Origin of the sequence: Sorangium sp. So ce327, assembly GCF_051530205.1 — a bacterium.
Lineage (GTDB): Bacteria > Myxococcota_A > Polyangia > Polyangiales > Polyangiaceae > Sorangium > Sorangium cellulosum_B.
On record NZ_CP150330.1, the window covers coordinates 725,844 to 746,770 of the forward strand.

15 protein-coding genes are annotated in these 20,927 nt (G+C 74.5%); 7 read left to right on the forward strand and 8 right to left on the reverse strand.

Going from position 1 to position 20,927, the window contains the following annotated elements; genetic code table 11:
• Positions 1 to 91: 91 nt before the first annotated feature.
• The 7 genes from WME95_RS02685 (at position 92) to WME95_RS02715 (ending at position 8,487) form a co-directional block, all read left to right on the forward strand.
• Complete coding sequence (locus WME95_RS02685; protein ID WP_437906863.1) at positions 92 to 1,624, forward strand: S53 family peptidase; 1,533 nt, start codon at positions 92 to 94, stop codon at positions 1,622 to 1,624.
• A gap of 23 nt (positions 1,625 to 1,647) precedes the next feature.
• Positions 1,648 to 2,577: a hypothetical protein gene (locus tag WME95_RS02690; RefSeq protein WP_437906864.1), complete on the forward strand. Its 930-nt coding sequence runs from the start codon at positions 1,648 to 1,650 to the stop codon at positions 2,575 to 2,577.
• 132 nt (positions 2,578 to 2,709) lie between these two features.
• The gene (locus WME95_RS02695) at positions 2,710 to 4,275 is read left to right on the forward strand and encodes a L,D-transpeptidase (RefSeq protein WP_437906865.1); all 1,566 of its coding nucleotides are present in this window, start codon (positions 2,710 to 2,712) and stop codon (positions 4,273 to 4,275) included.
• Between the two features lie 207 nt (positions 4,276 to 4,482).
• Positions 4,483 to 4,833 carry a hypothetical protein gene (locus WME95_RS02700; RefSeq protein ID WP_437906866.1) on the forward strand — a complete coding sequence of 117 codons (351 nt, stop codon included), beginning with the start codon at positions 4,483 to 4,485 and terminating at the stop codon, positions 4,831 to 4,833.
• Positions 4,823 to 6,298, forward strand: coding sequence for a TolC family protein (locus WME95_RS02705; RefSeq protein WP_437906867.1), 1,476 nt, complete (start codon positions 4,823 to 4,825; stop codon positions 6,296 to 6,298). Before WME95_RS02700 ends, WME95_RS02705 begins: the two co-directional genes overlap by 11 nt.
• Position 6,299: 1 nt before the next feature.
• The gene (locus WME95_RS02710) at positions 6,300 to 7,634 is read left to right on the forward strand and encodes a multicopper oxidase family protein (RefSeq protein ID WP_437906868.1); all 1,335 of its coding nucleotides are present in this window, start codon (positions 6,300 to 6,302) and stop codon (positions 7,632 to 7,634) included.
• A 241-nt stretch (positions 7,635 to 7,875) separates the two neighbouring features.
• Complete coding sequence (locus WME95_RS02715; protein WP_437906869.1) at positions 7,876 to 8,487, forward strand: DUF2914 domain-containing protein; 612 nt, start codon at positions 7,876 to 7,878, stop codon at positions 8,485 to 8,487.
• A gap of 44 nt (positions 8,488 to 8,531) precedes the next feature.
• On the opposite strand, the gene WME95_RS02720 is transcribed toward WME95_RS02715, so the two are convergent.
• The 8 genes from WME95_RS02720 to WME95_RS02755 form a co-directional block, all read right to left on the reverse strand.
• Positions 8,532 to 9,137 carry a Uma2 family endonuclease gene (locus tag WME95_RS02720; RefSeq protein ID WP_437906870.1) on the reverse strand — a complete coding sequence of 202 codons (606 nt, stop codon included), beginning with the start codon at positions 9,135 to 9,137 and terminating at the stop codon, positions 8,532 to 8,534.
• Between the two features lie 85 nt (positions 9,138 to 9,222).
• Positions 9,223 to 10,560 (reverse strand): metallophosphoesterase, encoded by a 1,338-nt coding sequence (locus WME95_RS02725; RefSeq protein ID WP_437906871.1) that lies wholly within the window; start codon positions 10,558 to 10,560, stop codon positions 9,223 to 9,225.
• A gap of 58 nt (positions 10,561 to 10,618) precedes the next feature.
• The gene (locus WME95_RS02730) at positions 10,619 to 12,730 is read right to left on the reverse strand and encodes an alpha/beta hydrolase (RefSeq protein ID WP_437906872.1); all 2,112 of its coding nucleotides are present in this window, start codon (positions 12,728 to 12,730) and stop codon (positions 10,619 to 10,621) included.
• 42 nt (positions 12,731 to 12,772) lie between these two features.
• Positions 12,773 to 13,819, reverse strand: coding sequence for a hypothetical protein (locus tag WME95_RS02735; RefSeq protein ID WP_437906873.1), 1,047 nt, complete (start codon positions 13,817 to 13,819; stop codon positions 12,773 to 12,775).
• Positions 13,812 to 15,041 (reverse strand): tyrosine--tRNA ligase, encoded by a 1,230-nt coding sequence (gene tyrS, locus WME95_RS02740; RefSeq protein WP_437906874.1) that lies wholly within the window; start codon positions 15,039 to 15,041, stop codon positions 13,812 to 13,814. Before tyrS ends, WME95_RS02735 begins: the two co-directional genes overlap by 8 nt.
• Before the next feature lie 168 nt (positions 15,042 to 15,209).
• The gene (locus WME95_RS02745; protein WP_437906875.1) at positions 15,210 to 15,650 is read right to left on the reverse strand and encodes an HU family DNA-binding protein; all 441 of its coding nucleotides are present in this window, start codon (positions 15,648 to 15,650) and stop codon (positions 15,210 to 15,212) included.
• Positions 15,651 to 15,688: 38 nt separating this feature from the next.
• Positions 15,689 to 18,121: a hypothetical protein gene (locus tag WME95_RS02750; RefSeq protein ID WP_437906876.1), complete on the reverse strand. Its 2,433-nt coding sequence runs from the start codon at positions 18,119 to 18,121 to the stop codon at positions 15,689 to 15,691.
• Position 18,122: 1 nt separating this feature from the next.
• Positions 18,123 to 20,534: a hypothetical protein gene (locus WME95_RS02755; RefSeq protein WP_437906877.1), complete on the reverse strand. Its 2,412-nt coding sequence runs from the start codon at positions 20,532 to 20,534 to the stop codon at positions 18,123 to 18,125.
• Between the last annotated feature and the right edge of the window lie 393 nt (positions 20,535 to 20,927).

Consider the following 20,927-nt stretch of genomic DNA (forward strand, 5'->3'; position numbering starts at 1 on the left):
CGCTCGCAGGGCCTCGTTGATGCGTTCGCTCTCGGTTTGGTGCGCTGCGCTGCTCGCCCTCGGGGGCACAGCGTGCGGAAAAGACGGACCCGTGCTCCCGAGCGGCCTTCCCCGGCCGCTCGCGGGGATCTACATGGACTTCGGCGCGGCGCCGGAGGAGGACCGCTTCCGCGCGCTGATGGGGTTCCCGACCCGGGATGTCCCCGGGCTCGAGAGCGCGATCGAGGACATGTACGATCCCGGGAAGCCGGACACGTTCCGGAAGTACATGTCGGTCGAGACCTGGATGGAGCGCCACGCCCCGTCCGAGAGCGACATCGCGGCCGTCGAAGACTGGCTCGTCAAGCAGGGGATGGAGATCCGGCGGCGGTCCAAGAACCGGCTCCTGCTCGAGTTCGCGGGCACGGTCGAGCAGTTCAATACCGCGTTTGACACCGAGCTCCGCGACTTCGAGCGCGAGAACCCCGCGGCCGGCGGCAAGCCGCTCCGCACGTTCGGCGCGCTCGATCCGCTCAGGCCGCCGCAGCGGATCATCGACCTCGCGTCGGGCGTCATCTCGGTCGAGATCCCCGCCGACACCGATCCGCTTCCTGGCGAGGGGGGCGCGATCGAGGAGGAGCCACCGCCGGAGCTGGAGCAGGGGTACACGCCCGCGCAGATCGCGCGGGTCTATGGGGTCGAAGCGCTCCACACCGCCGGCCACAGCGGGCAGGGCGTGAAGCTCGGCGTCGTTGTCGGGGCGACGTTCAAGAGATGGGATCTCCAGTCGTTCTGGCGGTCGTTCGGCGTCTCGCGCAATAACCCCGAGGAAGTGGTCACCGCGGATCCGATCTCCACGCGTTATATCGAGAGCACGCTGGACATGCAGTGGTCGGGCGTGATGGCGCCCATGGCGGAGCTCATCGCGTACCAGGGGCCGGACGCGCGCACCCACTCCATCCTCTATGCGTGGAACGAGGCGATCGCCGCCGGCGAGGTGTCGGTGCTCTCGACGTCGTTCGCGCACCGCGAGGAGACGGAGGCGCAGCCGATCCGCGAGCAATACAACGAGGCGGCGCGCATGGGCGCGGCGCTCGGGATGACGATCGTCGTCGCGAGCGGCGACTCGAGCAGGCCCGACGTGCCGTCGTCGAGCCCGTATGTGACGTGCGTCGGCGGGACGGTGCTCGAGCTCGGCGGCGGCGGTGAGGTCGCGCGCGAGGTGGCGTGGAGCGGCTCGGGCTCGGGCCGATCGCGCGCCTTCGATACGCCGTGGTGGCAGGAGAGCGTCGTGACGGACGCGCAGGGCACGCGCGCGGTCTCCGACGTCGCGCTGAGCGCGTCGTCGGACTTCCCGTACTGGCTCTACTTCCTGGGAGAGTGGGATCAGCGCGGCGGCACCTCGTTCGCAGCGCCGGTGTTCGCCGGGCTGATGGCGTCGGTGAACAGCCACCGGATCGCGCAGGGCAAGCCCGTCGCCGGGTGGCTGAACCGGGCGCTCTACACCGATGCGGGCGTGCAGGCCGCGTTCCGCGACATCACCGAGGGCAAGACCCCCGAGGGGTTCAGCGCGGGGCCCGGCTGGGACTATCCGACCGGCTGGGGCGCTCCGCTCGCGGACAAGCTCGCGGAGGCGCTCCCGTAGGAAAGCGTCATCCTCTGGGTCGGATGGCGTTCCCTGTCACCTTCCTCTTCCTCTCGCTCGTGTCGCTGCCGCTCCTTGCGGCGGCGGCGCTCGGCTGTGACCGCTCAGGCCGCTCCGCCGGTCCGGCGCCCGCGCCGCCCAGCGTCGCGCCCGCCCCGGCGCGGGAACAGGCAGCGCAGGCCGCGGACGGCGGCGTGACGCCGGAGGCCGCGGACGGCGGCGCGACATCGGCGGCCGCCGCCGGGGACGCGGCGGCCGCAGCGGCGAGGGCCGCGCCGCTCCGCGCGGACGCGCCGTTCGTGGAGCTCCCTGTCGAGGGGTTTCCGAGCGCCGTGGTGTCGGTGCCGAACGGCGCCACCGCGCGGCGTCCCGTGCTCATCGCGTCGCACGGCAACTACGATCGGCCCGAGTGGCAGTGCCAGGTGTGGCGCGACATCGTGGGAGACGGCGTCTTCGTCCTGTGCCCGAGGGGCGTCGCGCGGCCCGATTCACCGTCGGCGAGCGACGTCCGCTTCACGTACGAGAGCAACGCCCGCCTGGAGCAGGAGATCGACGCGGGGCTCGCGGCGCTGCGGGCGCGCTTTCCCGAGCACGTGGATCCCGGCGCGGTGCTCTATACAGGCTTCTCGCTGGGCGCGATCATGGGCTCTGCGATCGCCGCGCGCCGGGCGGCGCTCTTCCCGCGCCTCGTGCTTGTCGAGGGCGGACACGACAAGTGGACCCCGGCGACGGCCAAGGCGTTCGCGGACGGCGGCGGGCAGCGGGTCCTCTTCGTCTGCGCGCAGGCCGGGTGCGGCGGCGCCGCTGCCGCGGCCGCGGCGCGCCTGGAGAAAGCGGGGGTGCTGACTCGCGTGGCGCGCAGCAAGGAGGCCGGGCACCGGTACGACGGGCCGGTCGCCGAGGAGACCCGAAGGGCGCTGGATTGGCTGATCGACGGCGATCCGCGCTGGTAAACGCCGCTCGGCGACGCGAGGGGAGCGCGCGCGATGAACTGTCGTGGCTGCTCGGCCGCGTCGAGACGTCGCGCCGCGCGGGCGGTCTGGTCGGCGGGCGGCCTCTGAGCTAGACGAGTCCCGTTGCTCGTCATGGCTTGCTCTTTCCCGGATGCGCACGCGCGCCGCCGCGGTGGTCTGGATCGGCTGCGGCGCGCATCGGCGCTCGCCGCGTCGGCGCTCGTGGCCGCCTGCGGCCCGGGCGAGGAGCCGCCGGGGCGCTCGGCCGCAGCGCAGCCGGCGGCCCCGGAGCCGGCGCTCGCCGCCGCGGGCGTCGTGGAGCCGCTGGACGGCGGCGCGGATGTCGAGGCCGAGCCCGCGGCGTCCAGGGAGGCGCTGCGGCCCGGGCGCGGCGACAAGCTCGCGAGCATCGCCATGCGCACGTTCGTGTACGCCGCGCCCGAGCGCGGCGCGCTCAAGCTCGGTTACCTCCGGGCCGGCGCGCTCGTCGAGCGCGCGGCGGCGCCGTCGGGCGACGCGGGGTGCGCCGGCGGGTGGTACGCCATCCATCCCCGCGGCTTCGTGTGCGTCGGCAAGGGCGCCTCGCTCGACCTGGAGCACGACATCGTCGCCGCGACGCCGGCCGGCCCGCGCCGGGGCGAGCCGTATCCGTACCGGTACGTCGTGTCGCGGAAGCCGCCGCCGCACCTCTATGTTCACCTGCCCAGCGAGGCCGAGCAGCGGCGCGTCGAGGGGCGCTCGCGCGCCCAGGGCACCCCCGCGTGGTCCCGCCGCGACGAGGCGCTCCTGGGCGAGCCGGAGCCGCTCACGCCCTTCTTCGCGAGCCGCCGCGACCTGCCCAAGCCGCCCGGCGCTGCCGAGAAGGTCCGCTTCCCCGCGCACCGCGGGCGCGCGCGGGCCGACTCGGCCTTCGGCTTGATCTCCACCTTCGCGTGGACAGGGCGGCGCTTCGGCCTGACGACCGAGCTTGACCTCATCCCGATCGATCGCACCTCGGCCGTCGCCCCCACGGCGATGCGCGGCGTGGAGGTGAAGAGCGAGGGGACCCCCGCGTTCGTCATGCACCACGGGGTGCGCACGCTGAAGCCGGACGCCTCGGGCGAGCTCAAGCCGGACGGCTGGGCGGCGCACCGCTCCGGCTGGGTGCTCACCGGCAAGACGGCCGCCGGCGGCGCCTATGCGGAGACCGACGCGGGCGTGTGGATCCCCGCGTCCGCGCTGCGGGTCGCGCGGCTGGGCCGCGACTTCTGGGGGCACGCGGCGCGCGGAAGGAAGTGGATCGACATCTCCATCGAGCTCCAGACGCTGGTCGCCTACGAGGGCGAGCGCCCCGTCTTCGCGACCCTCGTCTCGACGGGCAGGGGCGAGCTCGGCGATCCCGCGACCACCAGCGCCACCGTGCAGGGCACGTTCTTCATCCGCGAGAAGCACGTCACGGCGACGATGGACGGCGACGAGCTCAGCGAGTCGTCCGTCGACCTGCGGGACGTGCCCTATGTCCAGTACTTCCACAACAGCTATGCGCTGCACGGCGTCTACTGGCACGACGCGTTCGGCAAGGTGCGGAGCAGCGGCTGCGTGAACCTCGCGCCCGCCGACGCGGCGTGGCTGTTCGCGTGGACCGATCCCCCCGTCCCCGAGGGCTGGCACGCCGCGTTCAACGACAAGGGCGGGACGCTCGTGTACATCCACGCCTGACCGCGCGCGGTCAGGAGCGGCGACGTGTAATGCCGCCGGGCCGCGCGCGTCGGCCATGCATGCAACCCGGGACGATGCTGTTGGCGATCCAACTTCCTGCGCTGAGCTCTGGAGCGCTCGAGCTCAAATGCGGCATGAAGCCGCCGCGGGGCGCGGTCGCCCTCGGGCCCCGCACGTGATCGCACTCGCCACGCTGGAGCGGCTTCCATGAAATCACCTCACCTCGCCGGCCTGAACGCCTTGCTGATGCTCGTCGCTGCGCTCGCCGGCTGCGCGCCGCGCAGCCTTCCCGCGAGCTTCCCCGCGTCCTCTGCTGCCTCGCCGCAGGCCGCGGAAGCTCCCTCGCCGCGGATCGGCGTCGCCCTCTCGGGGGAGCCTCCGCTGCCCGGCGAGCCCGCCGCGGGCTGGGTCGGGCTCGAGCCGGCGGGGGCCGCGGGCGCCGGCGCCGACCCTCACCAGCACCACCACCACCACCATCATCACGGCCCGGCGCCGGCGAGGCCGCCGGAGGGCGGCCCGGCGGCTGCCACGCCCGAGGAGCCCGTCCATGCGCACTGAACGTCGGCGAGCCCGCGCGCGCGCCTCGCGCCTCCTGCCGCTCGCGGCGGGCCTCGCGCTCCTCTCCGCGGCCGGCTGCGCCGCCCCGTCGTCGACCGCCGACATGGCGCGGATCCGCGAGCTCTCCCGCCTCGAGCTCCCGCCGAGCGCGGCGTCGGAGGAGGTCGATCCGGCGCCGGCCGACGGCGCGCGCGCCCTCGGCCAGGCGCCGCGGCAGCCGCTCACCGCGGACGCCGCGGTGCGGATCGCGCTGCTCAACAACCGCGAGCTGCGCGCCGTGCTGAAGGAGGTCGGCGTCGCGCGGGGCAACCTCGAGCAGGCGGGCAAGCTGCCGAACCCGGAGATCGCGATCGGGGTCACGCCGCAGCAGGAGGGGGTCGAGCACGCGCACCTCGAGCTCGAGGTCGAGATCGACCTCACGTCGGCGCTCCTCTCGCCGCTCCACGCGAGGGCGGCGCGCTCGGAGCACGAGGCCGCGCGCTACCGCGCCGCGGGCGCGGTCGTCGATCTCGGCTACCAGGTGCGCGCCGCGTTCTACGCCGCGCAGGCGGCGGAGCAGCGCCTCGGCATCGCGAACCGCGCGCTCGACGCGTTCGCCGCGGCCCGCGACGCCGCCCGCGCGCTCTTCGAGGCGGGCAACGTCCCGGAGCTCGACGTGGCGACGCAGGAGGCGGGCTACGAGGAGGCCCGCGTCACGGCCGCGCAGATGGAGCTGGAGCTCCTCTCGCAGCGCGAGCGGCTCACCCGGCTGCTCGGCCTCTCGGGCGCGGCGACCTCCTGGACGATCGCCGGCGCGGTCCCCGCGGCGCCCGACGCGCTCGCGACGCCGCCGCGCGCGGAGTCGCTGGCCTTGCGGGCGAGCCTCGAGCTCGCGGAGCTGCGCAGCCGGCTCGAGGCGGCGGCGGGGCGCGCCGGGGCCTTGCGCGCCGAGGGCTGGGTGCCGGACGTGGCGATCGGCGTGCACGGCGAGCGGGAGCTCGGCGCGAGCGGCGAGGCGCACGAGCACCCGTGGGTCCTCGGCGCAGGGGTCCGCCTCTCGCTCCCGCTCTTCGATCGGCGTCAGGGGGCCGAGGCGGCGCAGGCGGCCGAGTTCGACGGACTGCTCGAGCGCTACCACGGGCGCGCCGTCGACGTCCGCTCGGCGGTCCGCGAGGCGCAGAGCCGGCTCTCGTTCACGCACGCGCGCGCGCGGCACTACGCGCGCGTGATCCTCCCGGCGCGCAAGCGGGTGCTGGAGCAGACGCTGCTCCAGTACAACGCGATGCAGGTCGGGATCTTCCAGCTGCTCTCGGCGCGCCGGGAGCAGCTCGACGCCGAGCTCGCCGCGGTCGACGCGCTGCGCGAGCACTGGACGGCGAAGGCTGCGTTCGACGCGCTCCTGGCAGGGCGCCGCGTCGAGGCCGCGGGGGCCGGAGCTCCCGCGGCGATGCCGAGGGCCTCGGCCACCGGCGAAGGAGGGCATTGACATGGACCGACGTGCTTTCATCCACGCGGGCGGTCTGGCCGCCGGCGCCGCCATCCTCACGCAAGGGCTCGCCCACGCGCAGCAGCGCCCTGGCGCGCCGCCCGCCGCGGGCGCCGCGACGCCCCCGCCTCGCCGGACCGCGGCGCCCGGGGGGCAGCCCGCCGTGGTGACGCCGAACGGCAGCACGCTCCCGCTGCGCGTGGTGGACGGCGTGAAGGTCGGCCACCTCGTCGCCGGCCCCCTCGAGCACGAGATTGCCCCCGGCCTGAAGAGCGAGGTGTGGGGCTACAACGGGAGCACGCCCGGCCCGACCATCGAGGCGGTCGAGGGCGATCGCCTGCGCATCTACGTGACGAACTCCCTGCCGGAGGCCACCACGGTCCACTGGCACGGCCTCGTGCTGCCGAACGGCATGGATGGAGTCGCCGGGCTCACCCAGCGCCCGATCGAGCCCGGCGAGACGTATGTGTACGAGTTCGTCGTGCGGTATCCGGGGACGTACATGTACCACTCGCATTTCGACGAGATGACCCAGATCGCGCTGGGCGCGGTGGGGATGTTCGTCGTGCACCCGAGGAGGCCGCGGGGGCCGCGCGTGGACCGGGATTTCGTGCTGATGACGCACGAGTGGAAGATCAACGCGGGGGCGCGCCGGCCCGACCCGAACGCGATGAGCGATTTCAATGTCCTCACGTTCAACGGCAAGGCGTTCCCCGCGACGGCGCCGCTCGTCGTCGGCCGCGGCGAGCGCGTGCGCGTGCGCCTCGGGAACCTCGGCCCGATGGATCACCACCCGATCCACCTGCACGGCCTGTCGTTCCAGGTCACGGCGACGGACGGCGGGTTTGTCCCCGAGTCGGCCCAGTACCCCGAGACGACGGTCCTGGTCCCGGTCGGCAGCACGCGGGTCATCGAGTTCGTCCCCGAGGAGCCGGGCGACTGGGCGATGCACTGCCACATGACCCATCACACGATGATGCAGATGGGCCATGGCCTGCCGAACATGGTCGGCGCCGAGACCCGCGCGCTCGATCGGCGGATGAGCCGCGTGATGCCCGGCTACATGACGATGGGGACCACGGGGATGGGCGGCATGGGCGAGATGCCCATGCCGATCCCCGCGAACAGCCTGCCGATGCGCGGCGGGGCCGGGCCGTTCTCGTACATCGACATGGGGGGAATGTTCACCGTCCTCAAGGTCCGTGACGACCCGGACAAGGCGGATCCGGCAGGGTGGTATGTGCACCCGGCCGGCACCGTGGCCGGGCCGGCGAGCGCCGAGCGGATGCGGGCGGACGGGATTGACCCCGCTTCTGGAGGGAAGCGGGGCGGGTGATCTCTCGACGTGAGCGAAGGCTCGCGGTCGGTGTCTCGTCCGCGCGTCGACTCGAGGAGGCCGGGGGGCTCGGGTCGATCGCGGCGGCGCGGGTCGGCCGTCTCGATGGACACACGGGGCGCGGCCCCGCGACCACAGGTCAGCCAAAATCTTCAGTGATTTCAATGAGCCAGAAGCGGTCCACGCCTTGCCATATCCGGTGGCGAGGCCGGGACGCCCCGGATCGCGGAGGAGTGCTTCGATGGCAATGAAGATGGCTCGACGGATGACGTTTCTGGCGCTTTGCACGGTCTGGCTCGCCGGCTGCGGCGAGCGTCACGACGCGCGGCCTCCGGCGCCGGCCGCTGCCGCGTGCCCCGCGGTGACGCAGTGCCCCGAGCCTGCTGCCGCCACGGCGGCGGCGCCCGCAGGCCTGCCGGCCGCGACGGTGACGGCGCCCGCGCCGGACGCGAATGTCGTGGCGGACACGGGGGGCAAGGGGAGCCGTGAGGCCAAGGAGAAGGGGAGGGGGGCGGCGGAGCTGAAGGTGAAGCGGCTGGTGATCGCGGAGGGGGTGAAGGACCGCGAGCCGGTGGCGCCGGGGACGACGTTCCACGCGCCGGAGACACCGCGGCTCTATGCGTACCTGGAGGTCGAGAACCGGAGCGACGTGGAGGGCGAGGTGACGGTGGCGTTCGTCCCGCCGGGCGGCGGGGAGCCGGTCGGGAACGTGACGCTCGGGGTCGGGCCGTCGCCGCGGTGGCGGACGTGGGCGTTCACGCGCGGGGCGCGGAAGGCGGGGGAATGGACGGCGGTCGTGCGGTCGGAGACGGGCGAAGAGCTCGCGCGCGCGCCGTTCGAGGTGACCCTGTAGCCGAGGGCGGCTGGCCCCGGGAGACGCCGGTCGTCGTCAGCGCGTCAGGGCGCGTCCTTCGGCGCTTCTCCCATCGCATCCCGTTCGAAGACGTCCAGGTACACCCGGTCGACGTCAAGCGCGCCGCCGAGGGACGACAGCTCTGCCTGCTCGCCCGGGCCGTGGATCCGGAGCAGCCAGCTGCCGTCTGGCTGCCGCGTGAACACCTCGATTCGCGGCGCCTTCTGCGATGCGAGCACGTACTCCTCGAGCGACGGTAGCGTCCGGTACTGGGCGAACTTGTCCCCGCGATCATAGGCCTCGCTGGAGTCGGAGAGCACCTCGACGATGACGCGTGGGTTCAGGAGCGTGTCGCGTTGCTCGTCTTCGAACTCGGGACGCGCGCAAACGATGGCGCCGTCGGGGTACACGTAGCGGCGTGTGGCGGCGATCTTGATGCGCATGTCGGAGGTGAGCACCCGGCACCCCCGACCGCGGAGCGCGTTCCGCAGCTCACCGAGGATGTTCGCGGCGATCGCGCTGTGCTCCAGCGTGCCGCCCGCCATGGCGAAGAGCTCACCGTCCGCGTATTCGTGGCGAAGCGGCGACGAGCGCTCGAAGTCCAGGTACTCCTGCGGCGAAAGGCCGGTGCGGACCGCGGCTTGTGCCATGTCCCGGAGTTTCACCCGGGAGACGGAACGCGTCCACCAGTCGAGAGCTCCACGGGCGCAAGGGGGTGGGACCCTTCCTGCGCCGTCAGGCGGGCACGAGCTCGACGAGCGTGATCTCCGGCGGGCAGTTGATGCGGACCGGCAGCCAGCCCCCGGCGCCGGCGTTGACGTGGAGGCGCCGGCCGCCGTGCTCGTAATGCCCGTTGTGGTAGAGCCCGGCGGGCAACATCGGCGTGAGCGCGTAATCGCCGATCCGGCCGAGCGAGATCTGCCCGCCGTGCGTGTGGCCGGACAGCATCAGATCGAACGGCAGCTCGCGCGCGGTGCGGAACGTGCCCGGGTGGTGGCTGAGGAGGACGCGCGGCGCGCCGTCGTCCCGCATCTGGCCGAGCGCTCGATCGAGCCCGTCGCGCATCGGGCGCCGGGCGGGCTCTCCTGGGCGCGCGCGGCTCGGGTAGTCGATGGCGCCCATCCACAGGCGATCGCCGCCAATGCGGACCTCCCGCGCCTCGTCGACGAGCACCTGGGCGCCCGCTTCCTCGAGGCCCTTCACGATCGTCCCGACGCTGGCCGACCGCGCAGCGATGTACTCGTGGTTGCCCATGCAGAAGAAGAGCTGCCCTCGGGCGGGGCGCAGGCCCCGGAGCAGCCGCGCGGACAGCTCGAGCTGCGAGACGTGGTGATCGAGCAGATCGCCGGTGACGACGTGGATGTCCGCGCGGATCGCGTTCATGGCGTCGCGGAGCTCGTCGAGCCGCTCGGCATCCATGAAGCTGCCGACGTGCACGTCGCTGAGCTGCGCGATGGTGACGCCGTGCAGGCTCGTCAGCTCGCGGCGCACCGGCAGCGCGAGCCTCACGACGGCCGGACGCTGTCGCGACGCGAGCACGCCGCCCATCGACACCGCGACCGCCGCCGCGGGCAGCGCCCATGTCGCGCCGACGACGAGGCGGCGGCGGCGCTCGTCGATAGCCTCCGGCCGGGCCTCGACCTCCGCAGGCCCAGGGATGTCCTGAGCGGCTGGATCGGCCTGAGCGCCGGCGCTGGCCTGCGCGTTCGTCGCAGTCTGGACGTCAGTTGAAGGCCCCGCGTTTCGGGGCGGCTGGAGCCGGTGGAGCGCCCGGACGGCCGCGCACGCGAGCGTGGCGAGCCCGAGGAGCAACCCGTAGAGGAGCAGGCCCACCTGCGCGCCCATGGCGATCAGCGCCAGCGGCTCCGGCGCGTGGCGCTGGAGCGCGCGCAGCCCCGAGAAGCTCGCCGCGGCCATGAGCAGCGCCGGGAGCGCGGCCAGCAGCAGGCCCGCAGCGCAGAGGCCGCTGATCAGCGCTGCATGCCGAGGGAACGCCGCGCGCAGCCGCCGCCACAGGATCAGGCCGAGGAGGCCGTTGACGAGCGTGACGACGAGGCCGCCGAGCTGGTACACGCCACGGAAAGTAGCATCGCGTCGATAGCGCGTCCGGCCGCGGCCCCGCCGGCTGCGCCTAGGAGCCAGCCGCTCCGTCAGGCACCTCGGCGCTGACCGGGATCTCGCGTGCTTCGAGCCCCTCGAGCGACGCCTTGCCCGAGAGCGCGTCGAGGTCGCCGCGCGCGTCCCGGAGGTAGCCATTGAAGAACGCGGCGAGGTAGCCCATCGCGATCGCCTGCTGCTCGCGCCGCGAGAGCCCGGCGCGGCCGTCGAGCGGCTCGGCGAGGCCGAGCGACGTCGTGTAGCCGAAGTGGTTCGCGCCGGGCAGGGTCACGAGGTGCTTCGGGGCGCGCGCGCGGTCGTAGAGCGCCGCCGGGACCGCGGCGGCGATGGGGTCCGCGGTGCCGCGGACGACGAGCGCCGGCCGAGGCGCGAGCGCGTCGATGGACAGCGCGCGCTCGGGGGCGCCCGCCGGCGCGAGGAGCGCGAGGGCGCGAACATCGAACGGGCAAGCGGCGTCGAGCGCGAGCGCGAGCGCCGCCTGCGCGCCGAGCCCGTGGCCGAGCAAGCCCACTCGAGCGAAGTCGGCAAGGAGCGGGCCCCGGGAGCCGGCCCGTAGGTGCGTGAGCGCGTCCCGGAGCACCGCGGCGCGGCGCAGCGGCGCGTCGTCGGGCGTGAGCCACGAGAGATCGGGCGCGACGACGACGAAGCCCCAGCGCGCGAGGTGCGCCATCACGCCGGCGAGCTGGCGGTAGTCCTGGGCAAGACCCGCGGGCGACCCGGCGGTGGCCGCGCTCGTGGCGAGGCGCCGCTCGTGGGCGATCGCGATGACCGGGAACGGGCCTCCCGACGAGAGCGGCGCCTCCTCGCCGTCCGCGGACGCGGGGTAGTAGAGCAGCGCGGCGCTCCGCGCGGGGCATCGGTAAATCGCGCCCTGGAACGGCCACGTATCGGGGTAGCAGGCGTCCGCCGACAGCGAGAGCGCGCCGATGCGCCGGAACCCCGCCCGGTGCGGCCCGGCGCGCAGCCGCGGCGAAGCGCCCGTGGGGAGCGGCGCAGGCGGAGGCGAGCTCGTCGAGGAGGGCGGGCGAGAGGTCGTCGCTGCAGGCGGTCGAGACGGCGTCGCCGCAGGTGGGCGATTCGTCGTCGCAGCGGGGGGGCGAGAGGTCGTCGCAGCAGGCGGGCGATTCGTCGTGGTGGCAGGCGGAGGGAGCGTCGCCGGAGAGGGGACATCCGCCGGGGAAGGCGACGCGTTGCCGACGATCGCCCGCTGCGACCAGACCGCGCCGTCGCGCGCCGCGTGGACGATCCGCCCTTCGGCGCGCACGGCGAGCTCGATTCGCCCGAGCGGCCAGCTCTCGATCACCGATACCGCGTCACACCGGCCCAGATCGGTGGCGAACACCGTCGGACCGCGGAAGCGCGCCCCGCGGGCGCCGTCGTCGCGGCACCACCGCGCGAGCCCCACGCGCGCGAGCGGCGAGAACAGCTCGAGCGTCCCAGGTCCGCCGATCGTGCTCCGGACGAGCGCCGGTGCCCCGCGGACCCCGGAGACCACCTCCTCCGGGCCGTGCCACGCAGCCCCGGACCCGGGAGAGCGCCAGAACATCACCAGGCGATCGCCGACGCGCGCGACGACCTCGAGGTCGCCCGGCGCGTGAAGGCCGTGCGGCGCGCCGCCCACGCGCTGGATCATCGCGACCGCCTCGAATCGACCGAGCCCCTCGCCGAAGATCACGGGGCCGCGCCAGCCGAGCTCCGCGGTGTCGTTGTCGCGGTGGTAGTGCGCGATCCCGCCGCTCGCGTGGGGCACCACGAGCTCGAAGTTGCCTTTGCCCCCGAAGCCGCCCTGGATCAGGGCGGGGTCGCCGGCCGCGCCCTCCGCGAAGAAGCGCGGCTCGCTCCACGACGGCTCGCTCGAGGGCGCGCACCAGAACGCGGCCAGCCGATCCCCGATGCGCGCCACCGCCTCGAGGTGGCCTGGATCGCCGAAGTTGCTCTGGATGAGCGACACCGCCTCGACCGGGCCGAGGCCGCCGGCGAACGTCGCCACGTGACGCCACGGCCCGGAGGCCTCCTCGCGGCGGTGGTGCTCGACGCCGAACGGCGTGTCGGCGGTGGGCAAGACGAGCTCGAGCGTGCCGCGGGAGGCGCATTGCAGGAAGAAGCCGCTGGTCGTGGTGGGCATGGCGCTGACGGCACCCAATTTAGCGGCGAGGCGCCGCCGCGCCTACCGCAGCATCTCGGCGAGCCGTTCGCCGGTCGCCGCCGCGAGCCCCCGGGCGAGCGCCCGCGGGTTCAGCTCGACCGCGACGGCCACCGCGTCCGGCGCGTGGGTGGCGAGCGGCGGCTCGACCGGCGCGTCCAGCCCGAGCAGGTGGCCGAACGAGCCGCCCGCCAGCTCGCTCCAGGCCGCGAGCAGCTCCTCCGAGGCGGCCTCCCCGCTCGTCGAGAAGTCGCCTGCCACCGCGATCGCGAGCGCGATCCCCTCGCGCGCGCTCGGCCTCGCGGCCGCCCCCACGGCGGTCGCCGCCGCGAGCAGCCCCCGCGCGCCGCGGGCGAGCTCCCCGTCGAACGGCCCCGGCGCGAACGCGCGCACGGGCGCCGGGCCGAGGCGGGCCTCGAGCGCGCGCAGCGGGCCGCCCGAGAGCGCCGCCGGCGAGCGCTTGAGGCGCCCGAGCGCGTACAGCGACGCGACGCGCGCCGGCCCGCGCAGCGGGCTGCCGCCGTCCTGTACGCAGGCCACGTCCTCGCCGAGCAGCACCAGCGCGTGCGGCTTCGTGCCGATGTCGCCCGTCACGCGCACGACGTCCGGGCGATCGAGCGCGCGCCGCTCCTTGCCCGTGAGCCGCCGCCGGAAGAGGCGCTCGATGGCGCGCGGATCGCCGCTGTGGCGCGCCACGTAGAGCGTGGCGCCGCCCGCCGGCCCCACGCCTGCGTACGACGCGATCGCCGCCTCGCGCACCTGCCGCAGATCGACGCCGGTCGCGCGGGCGTGCCGGGCCAGGTTCTCCTCGGGCGCCACGAGCGCGATCGAGGGGATGAGCCACGGCACCGCCGCGACCTCGCGGGGCCGGACGAGGAGCAGCCACCTGAGCCCCGCCTGCGGCAGGAGGCGCGTCAGGTCCGCCGTGGCGAGCGGCGGCAGCGGCGGGCTCGGCCGGGCGGGCGGCCGCGGCGCGCCGCCGCACGAGGGCAGCGCGAGGCCGAGGGCGCAGCCCAGGAAGCCGCCGAGCACGGCGCGCCGGCGAGGCGCTCGCCCGGGCGCGTCAGCCAACGACGAGGTAGGCGAAGCGGCGGTTCTTCGAGCCGACGCGGACCAGGTAGCGCTTCCCACGCTCGAGCTTGAGCTGCTCGTCCTTGACCACCTCGCCCTCGAGGTGCACCGCGCCGCCCTTCACGAGGCGCCGCGCCGCGGAGGTCGACTCGGCGAGCCCCGCCAGCGCCAGCGCGTTGCCGATCGGGATCGTGTCGCGGTCGCTCGCCACCTGGAGCTCCTCGATGTTCTCCGGCAGGCCGCCGGCCGCGACGCTGCGGCGCCGCTCGAGGGCCGCGCTCGCGTCCTCCGCCGAGTGGAAGCGGGTGACGATCTCCTGCGCGAAGAGCTCCTTCACCGCGATGACGCCCTGCTCGCCGCGGAGGACCGCCCCCCGCAGGGCGGCGATCTCCTCGGGCGGGCGCGACGAAAGGAGCTCCATGTACCGCCAGATCACGCCGTCATCGACGAGCATCAGCTTCTGCAGCATGTCGAACGGCGGCTCGGTGATGCCGACGTAGTTGTCCGCGCTCTTCGACATCTTGGCGCCGACGACCTTCCCGTCCTCGACGCGGGCGTTCGTGCCCTCGAGCAGCGGCATCGTCATCACCATCTGGGCGCGCTTGCCGTAGCGGGGCATCAGGTCGCGCGCCACGAGCAGGTTGAAGAGCTGATCGGTGCCGCCGAGCTCGATGTCGGCCTCGAGCTCGACCGAGTCGTAGGCCTGGAGGAGCGGGTACATGAACTCGTGCACGTAGATGGGCCGCGCCTCCTCGTAGCGCTTCTTGAAGTCGTCGCGCTCCAGCATGCGGGCGACGGTGTACTTCGCGCAGAGCTCGATCATCTGCGTCGGATCGAGCTTGTTCAGCCACTCGGAGTTGTAGCGGACCTCGGTCCTGTTCTTGTCGAGGACCTTGAACGCCTGCGCCTGGTAGGTCTCCGCCGCGGCGACGACCTCCTCGCGCGAGAGCCGCGGGCGCAGCTCGTTCTTGCCGGTCGGGTCGCCGACCATCGCCGTGAAGTCGCCGACCACGAAGACCACGTGGTGCCCGAGCTCCTGGAACTCCCGCATCTTCTGCATCACCACCGTGTGGCCGAGGTGGAGATCGGGTCGGGTCGGGTCGAAGCCGGCCTTCACGCGCAGCGGCTTGCCCTCGCGGATCCGCTCCTCGAGCTCGGCTCGGACGTGGAGGTCGACGACACCCTTGCAGAGGATCTGGAGCTGACGTTCGGCGGGGACCATGGGGGCCCGCTTCTACCGCGCAGCGGAACCGCCCGCCAGAGGGGCGACGCGCCTCGGCGCGCGCGGAGAGGGCGCGGGGAGCGACCAGGGCGCGGGGAGCGACGTCGTCACGCCGACGCCGTGGGGCGCGTCACGTCAAGTCACGTCACGCACGCGCCGCGCGCCGCCTCATTCGTCGTCGGTCTCCTCGTCGTCCTCGTCCTCGTCGTCGTCGTCACCGGAGATCGCGTACGCGCGGCTCGCGTTGACGAGCTCCTTGAGCTCCTTGCCGACCTTGAAGAAAGGAAGGCGCTTGGCGGGCACGGGCACCGGCTGGCCCGTGCGCGGGTTCCTGCCGCTGTAGGGCTTGTACGGCCTGACCGTGAAGCTGCCGAACCCGCGGATCTCGATGCCTTCGTTGCGCTGGAGCGCCTGCGTCATGGCGTCGAAGACGCAGTTCACCACGAGCTCCGCTCGAGCCTTGGTGAGCTCCCCCCGTCCCGCGATCGCGTCGATGAGCTCGCTTTTCGTCATGGTCGACCTCCCCCACCCGAGCGGACCGCCGCCGGCGCTCGACTTGCCGCTTTCCACCGCAGAGCTCCAGGGGATGCGCCGCTCCAGGAGCCGCACGACAACAGAATCCTATGAAAAGCTCGCATGTTACGGGACTAGCGGTCAACCGAATTCCCGCCCACAACGGAGAGTGCGTCGAGCGCGAAGAGGGCTCCGGTTTCTCCGTGCCCGGTCTGCCCGGTCTCCGCGGTCTCCCACGTTGCCGCCGCGTCCTCGCGGGCGAGGGAGAGCTCGATTCCGACGGCACCCTCGGGGATCGGATACGCCGGGAGCTCGGGGCAGGCGAGCGGAGCGCCCGGGGGGCTCGGCGCGGCGGGCTCGACCCGCCAGACGTGGAGCAGGGCGCCGTCGACGACGAGGCGCACCTCGCCGGCGCCGTCGCCCGAGAGCGCCACGCGCGGGCTGATCCGGGCCCCGCGGAGCCAGGGGGCGGGCAGGCCGACCCGGACGACGGCCTCGCCGCGCCCCGCCGCGTGCACCGCGAGCAGGCGCCCGCCTGACGCGCACGTGCCGCCGGCGTGCTCGGGCAGCGCGAAGGCGCCGCGCTGGTCGCGGGGTGGCCACAGCGACTCGCCCTCGATGCGGGCCTCGCCGGGCGGCTCGGTGTCGAAGACGAGCGGCGTGATCGAGACCGAGGCGAGGCCGCCTCCGTCCGGGATCGCGAAGCGGTAGCGGTACGCAGGGGGGCGACCGCGGGCCTCCCACGCCATGCGGTCGATCGCGTCGCCCCGGTAGCGCAGCACCGCGACGTCCTCCGGCGCGGGATCGAAGCCGAGGTTGAAGCCGTGATCGGTGTCGACGAACACGAGGCCGCGCGAGACGCCCGCGCGCGCGACGGCTCCGGGGTCGAACATGGGCAGGCCGCCCTCGCGATCGCGGAGCGCTGCGTGGTCGAAGCCCGCGCGGAAGGCGAAGCCGGCGAGCGGGAGCGCCGCTGCGAAGAGCGCCGCCGCAAGGAGCGCCGCGGGGAGGAGCGCCGCCGGGAGGAGCGCGCCACGCCGGCGCGCGGGGCCGCGCTCCGCGTGCGCCGCCGTCGCGGCGCGCTCGGCGAGCGCGAGGGCGGCCATGGCGGCGAGGACGTGCTCCACCGGCAGCACGTCGGCGAAGAAGCGCGCGCCGCCTCCCGGGTAGTTGCCGTCGAAATAGAAGGGAGCGTAAGCGGCGACCTGGAGGAGCGGGGCGATCGCGAGGGCGCGCGAGCGCGGCCGCCGCCAGGCGATCAAGGCGCCGGCGAGCACGAGCAGCGCGAGCGGCTCGGCGTTGAGCGCGTCCACGAGGTGGAGCTTCAGGCGGCGCAGCGTCGTGCCGGCAGCAGCCAGAAAGCCGTATCCTTCCGCGAGGTTGTGACGGACGAAGTCGCCGTGCTCGCCGAGGCAGCCGACGCCGGCGCCGAAGCCGTAGCGGAAGCAGCCGGGCGGGCCGTCCGAGACCGCGTAGTACGCGGCCTGCGACGAGGCGAAGGCGCCCGTCGCGGCGCGCTGGTGGGCCGCGAGCAGCGCGAGGCCGGGGAGGGCGCCGATCGCCATCGCCGCGGCGAGCCGCGCGAGCCGCGGCGAGGGGCGCGGCGGCGGATCGCCCTCGCGCGGGCCGGCCGCCGCGCTCCCCGGCGCGATCGCCGGCAGGATCACGAAGGGCAGCGTCGCGGCGAGGGCGAGCGCGCTCGGCGGGCGCGTCGCCGCGAGCCAGCCGGCGGCCAGCCCGGCGAGCGCGGCGGCGCGGACCGCCGGACCGAGGGGCCCCGTCGCGGCGCCCGTCGATGCGGAGGCGCGGGCCTGGTCGAGCGCGCGCCGCGCCGACGCGAGCGCGACCGTGAAGCAGAGGGCCGCGAGCCCGTGCGACATCGTGTCGGCCGTGTGGTAGCGGAGCGCGGCGCAGAGCGCCGAGAAGAGCGCGGCGACGAGCGGAACGAAGCGGATCGGCGCGGCGCTCCCGGACGGGGCGGGGCCCTCCGGCGCGAACCGCGCGGCCAGGTCGTAGGTGGCGATCGCGAGCGCCGCGGCGAGCGCTGGGCCGACCGCGAGCGGCGCGCCCGCGAGGAAGCCCAGCGCGAGCAGGGCGGGGTAGCCCGGGGGGAAGAGGACCGCGACCTCGGCCGCGCGGTTCGCGCCAGAGGGCCCGGCCATCGTGTCGCCCATCGCGTCGCTGCGGACGAGGAAGCGGCCGAGCACGGAGGCCGCGGGCTCATCGAGCGGCCACGCGAGGTAGCCGGCCGCCATCGCGCGCGCCTCGAGCCAGTAGCTGGTCGCGTCGATGATGCGGGGGCCGCCCCGCAGGTAGACCGCGACGTACGCGGCCGAGAGCAGCGCCGCGACGACCGAGAGCGCCGCGGCGATCGCGGCGCCCAGGGACGCGCCGGAGCGGGGCGCGGGGTCGCGGCCCGAGCCCGCGGCGCCGGGGCGTGGAGGCGCGGGGCCGGCCCGCGCGGTGGCGGGCGAGCGGCGGAGGAGCCAGGCGCCGGCGAGCGCCGCCGCGAGGGCGAGCGCGAGCGCGATCCATTGCGCGGGGTCGCGGGGCAGGCCGGCGCGCACGTCACTGTCCGGCGAGCGGGCGCGCGCTGGCGCCGCGCGCGGGGCGATCGAGGATCCAGACGTGGTGATCGACCCACTCCCCGTCGACCGGCGTGAGCGTGAGCGTGAACGTCTCGGGCAGGCCCTCGGGGAGGTCGAGCGAGGCCTCGGTCCAGCCGTCGCCCCTCTTGAGCGCGAGGTGGCCGATCTCCCGGCCATCCGCCGTCGCGCGGATCGTGGCGGCGCGGGGCGCGGCGGTGCGGACCACGAGCCTGCCCTGGCCCTCGCGGGGGGCGTGGAGGCGGGCCGCCTCGCTCCTGCCGCCCGGGATGACGCGCCCCGCGTCGAAGCGATCGTGCCCTGATCCGCGCGGATCCGGGAGGACGCTGAAGCCGACGAAGCCGGCCTGGGGCCGCGGGAAGGCGTAGCCGTGCTCCCGCTCGCTCACGAGATCGGCGACGTCGAGCTCGTCGACGACCCGCTCGTCCTCGCGCATCGACGCGGGCGCCTCGCCGTGCGCGAGCGGGCTCCAGTCGGCCTGGTAGATGACCTTCTCCGCGCCGCCGCAGATCACGTTGCCGACGACGGGGATCGCCGCGATCCGGCTGCCGAAGATGGCCGGGAGGTCGCCCCACCAGCCCGGGTAGATGGCCAGCGTGTCGGGGCGGTCGTCGGCCGGGATGCGCTCGATGAGCTCCAGCGAGGCGCCCAGGCCGTGGACGCCCGCGCGCGCGAACGGCAGATCGTGGTAGCCGCCGAGCCCGATGATGTCGAGGCCGGGTCGGTCCGACGCGTAGAGGAGCGCGCCCGCGTCGCCGACGAGGACGCGGCGCACGTCGAGCTGGGCGAGGAGCTTGCCGGCGACGAGGTGCTGATCGCGGATGTTGCGGCTGGCGCGGCCGAAGAACCAGATCTGGTCGCGCATCCTGGGCAGCTGGTGCGCCCAGAAGAGCGCGGCCACGGCGAGGGCGAGCGCGACGCGCGCGCACCAGAGGCCGCGCGAAAGGGCGCCGCCGCGGGCCGCGGCCGCGAGGCCGCCGAGGGCCCCGAGCCGCGCTCCGAGCCCGGCCGGGGCGCTCTCTGGCCGCTCCTGGCGGCGCTCGCCGCCGCTGGCCCATGCGGCGCGCGCGACGAGCAGCGCGAGCCCCATCGCCGCGAGCACCAGCAGCCAGGCGACCGCGGGCATGGTGTAGCGCTCGTTCTGCCAGCGGACCTGACCGTTCAGGGCCACGAGCGCGAGCCACCCGACGACCTGGACCCAGAGCAGCGCCGCGGCCCCGCGGGTCCTGCGCGAGGCCAGGGGGATGAGCGCGAGGGCGGGCACGAGCCAGCCCCAGGGGAGGGCGTCCGAGAAGTGGTGGTTGGTGTTGCGGGCGACGACGTACGTCGCGAGGAACTCGTAGGTGTCCCACTTCTCGGAGGACGTCATGTACGGGTTGTTCAGCGCCAGCTTGGCGATGGCGCCGCTCGCCGCCCACTCGCCGGTGAACACGCGGTTGGCGACCGCCTGGGCGAGGCACGCGAGCGCGCCGGGCACCGACGTCCGGAGCAGGGTCGCGATCGCCGCGCGCGCGCCGTGGGCCCGCCTCACGGCGATGGCCGCGTACACGCTCAGCGCCGCCACGCAGACGACCGACTCCGGCCGGGTGGCGTAAAGGAGCGCGCCGGCGAGGCCGGCGGCCCAGCCGAGGTGGGCGAGGCGCTTCGGCGGCGCCGCGGCGCGCGCGCTTGCTATCGCCCGTGCCCCCATCTCGCGCGGCGCGTCGGCCGCGCGGGCGACCGAGAGCGCGGCGAGGGTGGCGAGCGCCCAGACGCCGAGGTGGAAGGCGTTCTCCATCCCGCTGAACAGCGACCAGTCGAGCGCGCCGATGGAGAGCGCCACGGGCGGCAGGAGGTACTTCGCCCAGCGCCCGACGGGCTCGAGGAGCCGCGCGCCGACGAGCAGGAAGCCGAGCGTCGAGGTGCACGCGACGATCGCCGCCCACTGCATCAGCAGGACGCCGCGGAAGCCGACGAGATAGCCGAGCGCGAGGACGAACGGGTAGCTCAGGCTCGTGTTCCCGCTCGAGAAGCCGTTGCCCTCGGACCACTCGAACGGGTACCCGCGCGCGGTGGCGCGGGCGTAATCGAAGTGGATGAAGACGTCGTCGAGCGGCGCCGACCACATGCCGCCCGTCTGCTGGTGCATCGCGCTGTAGAACGCGACGGCGGCGTAGAGGACGCATGCGCCGGCGTAGGCGGCGAACAGGACCGGATCGACGCGCGGCCAGGCCGCGATCAGGCGATCGAGCCAGCCGGGGGGCGCCGCCGGGCCGGCGCCCCGGGAGGCCGCGGTCTCGGTTCCGTCCGTTCCGTCGGGGGAGGCGCTGCTCGGCCGGGGCGCTGCGCTTCCGGGCGGCGAGGAGGGACCAGGGTCGGCGCTGGACGGTGACACGCGGCTCTTTTACACGACTTTCACGCAGCCTGACCCGAGGAGCCCGCCCGCGAAGGCTGAGGTCGCCAGCTCTGCCCAGCACGTTTGCAAGCGGCTGCTTCAGGATTGAAATGGGAAAGTCATTTTACTAGCGAAAGTCCTCGAACTCCGAAGGGAAGCTCCTGGCCCGCATCCTGCTCAGTGAGCGGTGCAGAGCGCCCGTGACGGTCTCCCCCCCCCGCCGTCGAGCGGGCGCTCTTTTTTTTCTCCGCTGCCTCGCTGATCGGATGGCCGGCAGACGGATCTGCGGGTGTTCCTTGGCAGGCGCTCGCCGTCTGGGCTCGCCGGGGCTCCCGTTGTGGGCCCGTCTGCAGCGATGGCGCGCGGCCCGGGCGACCTGAGCTGGGGCCGTCC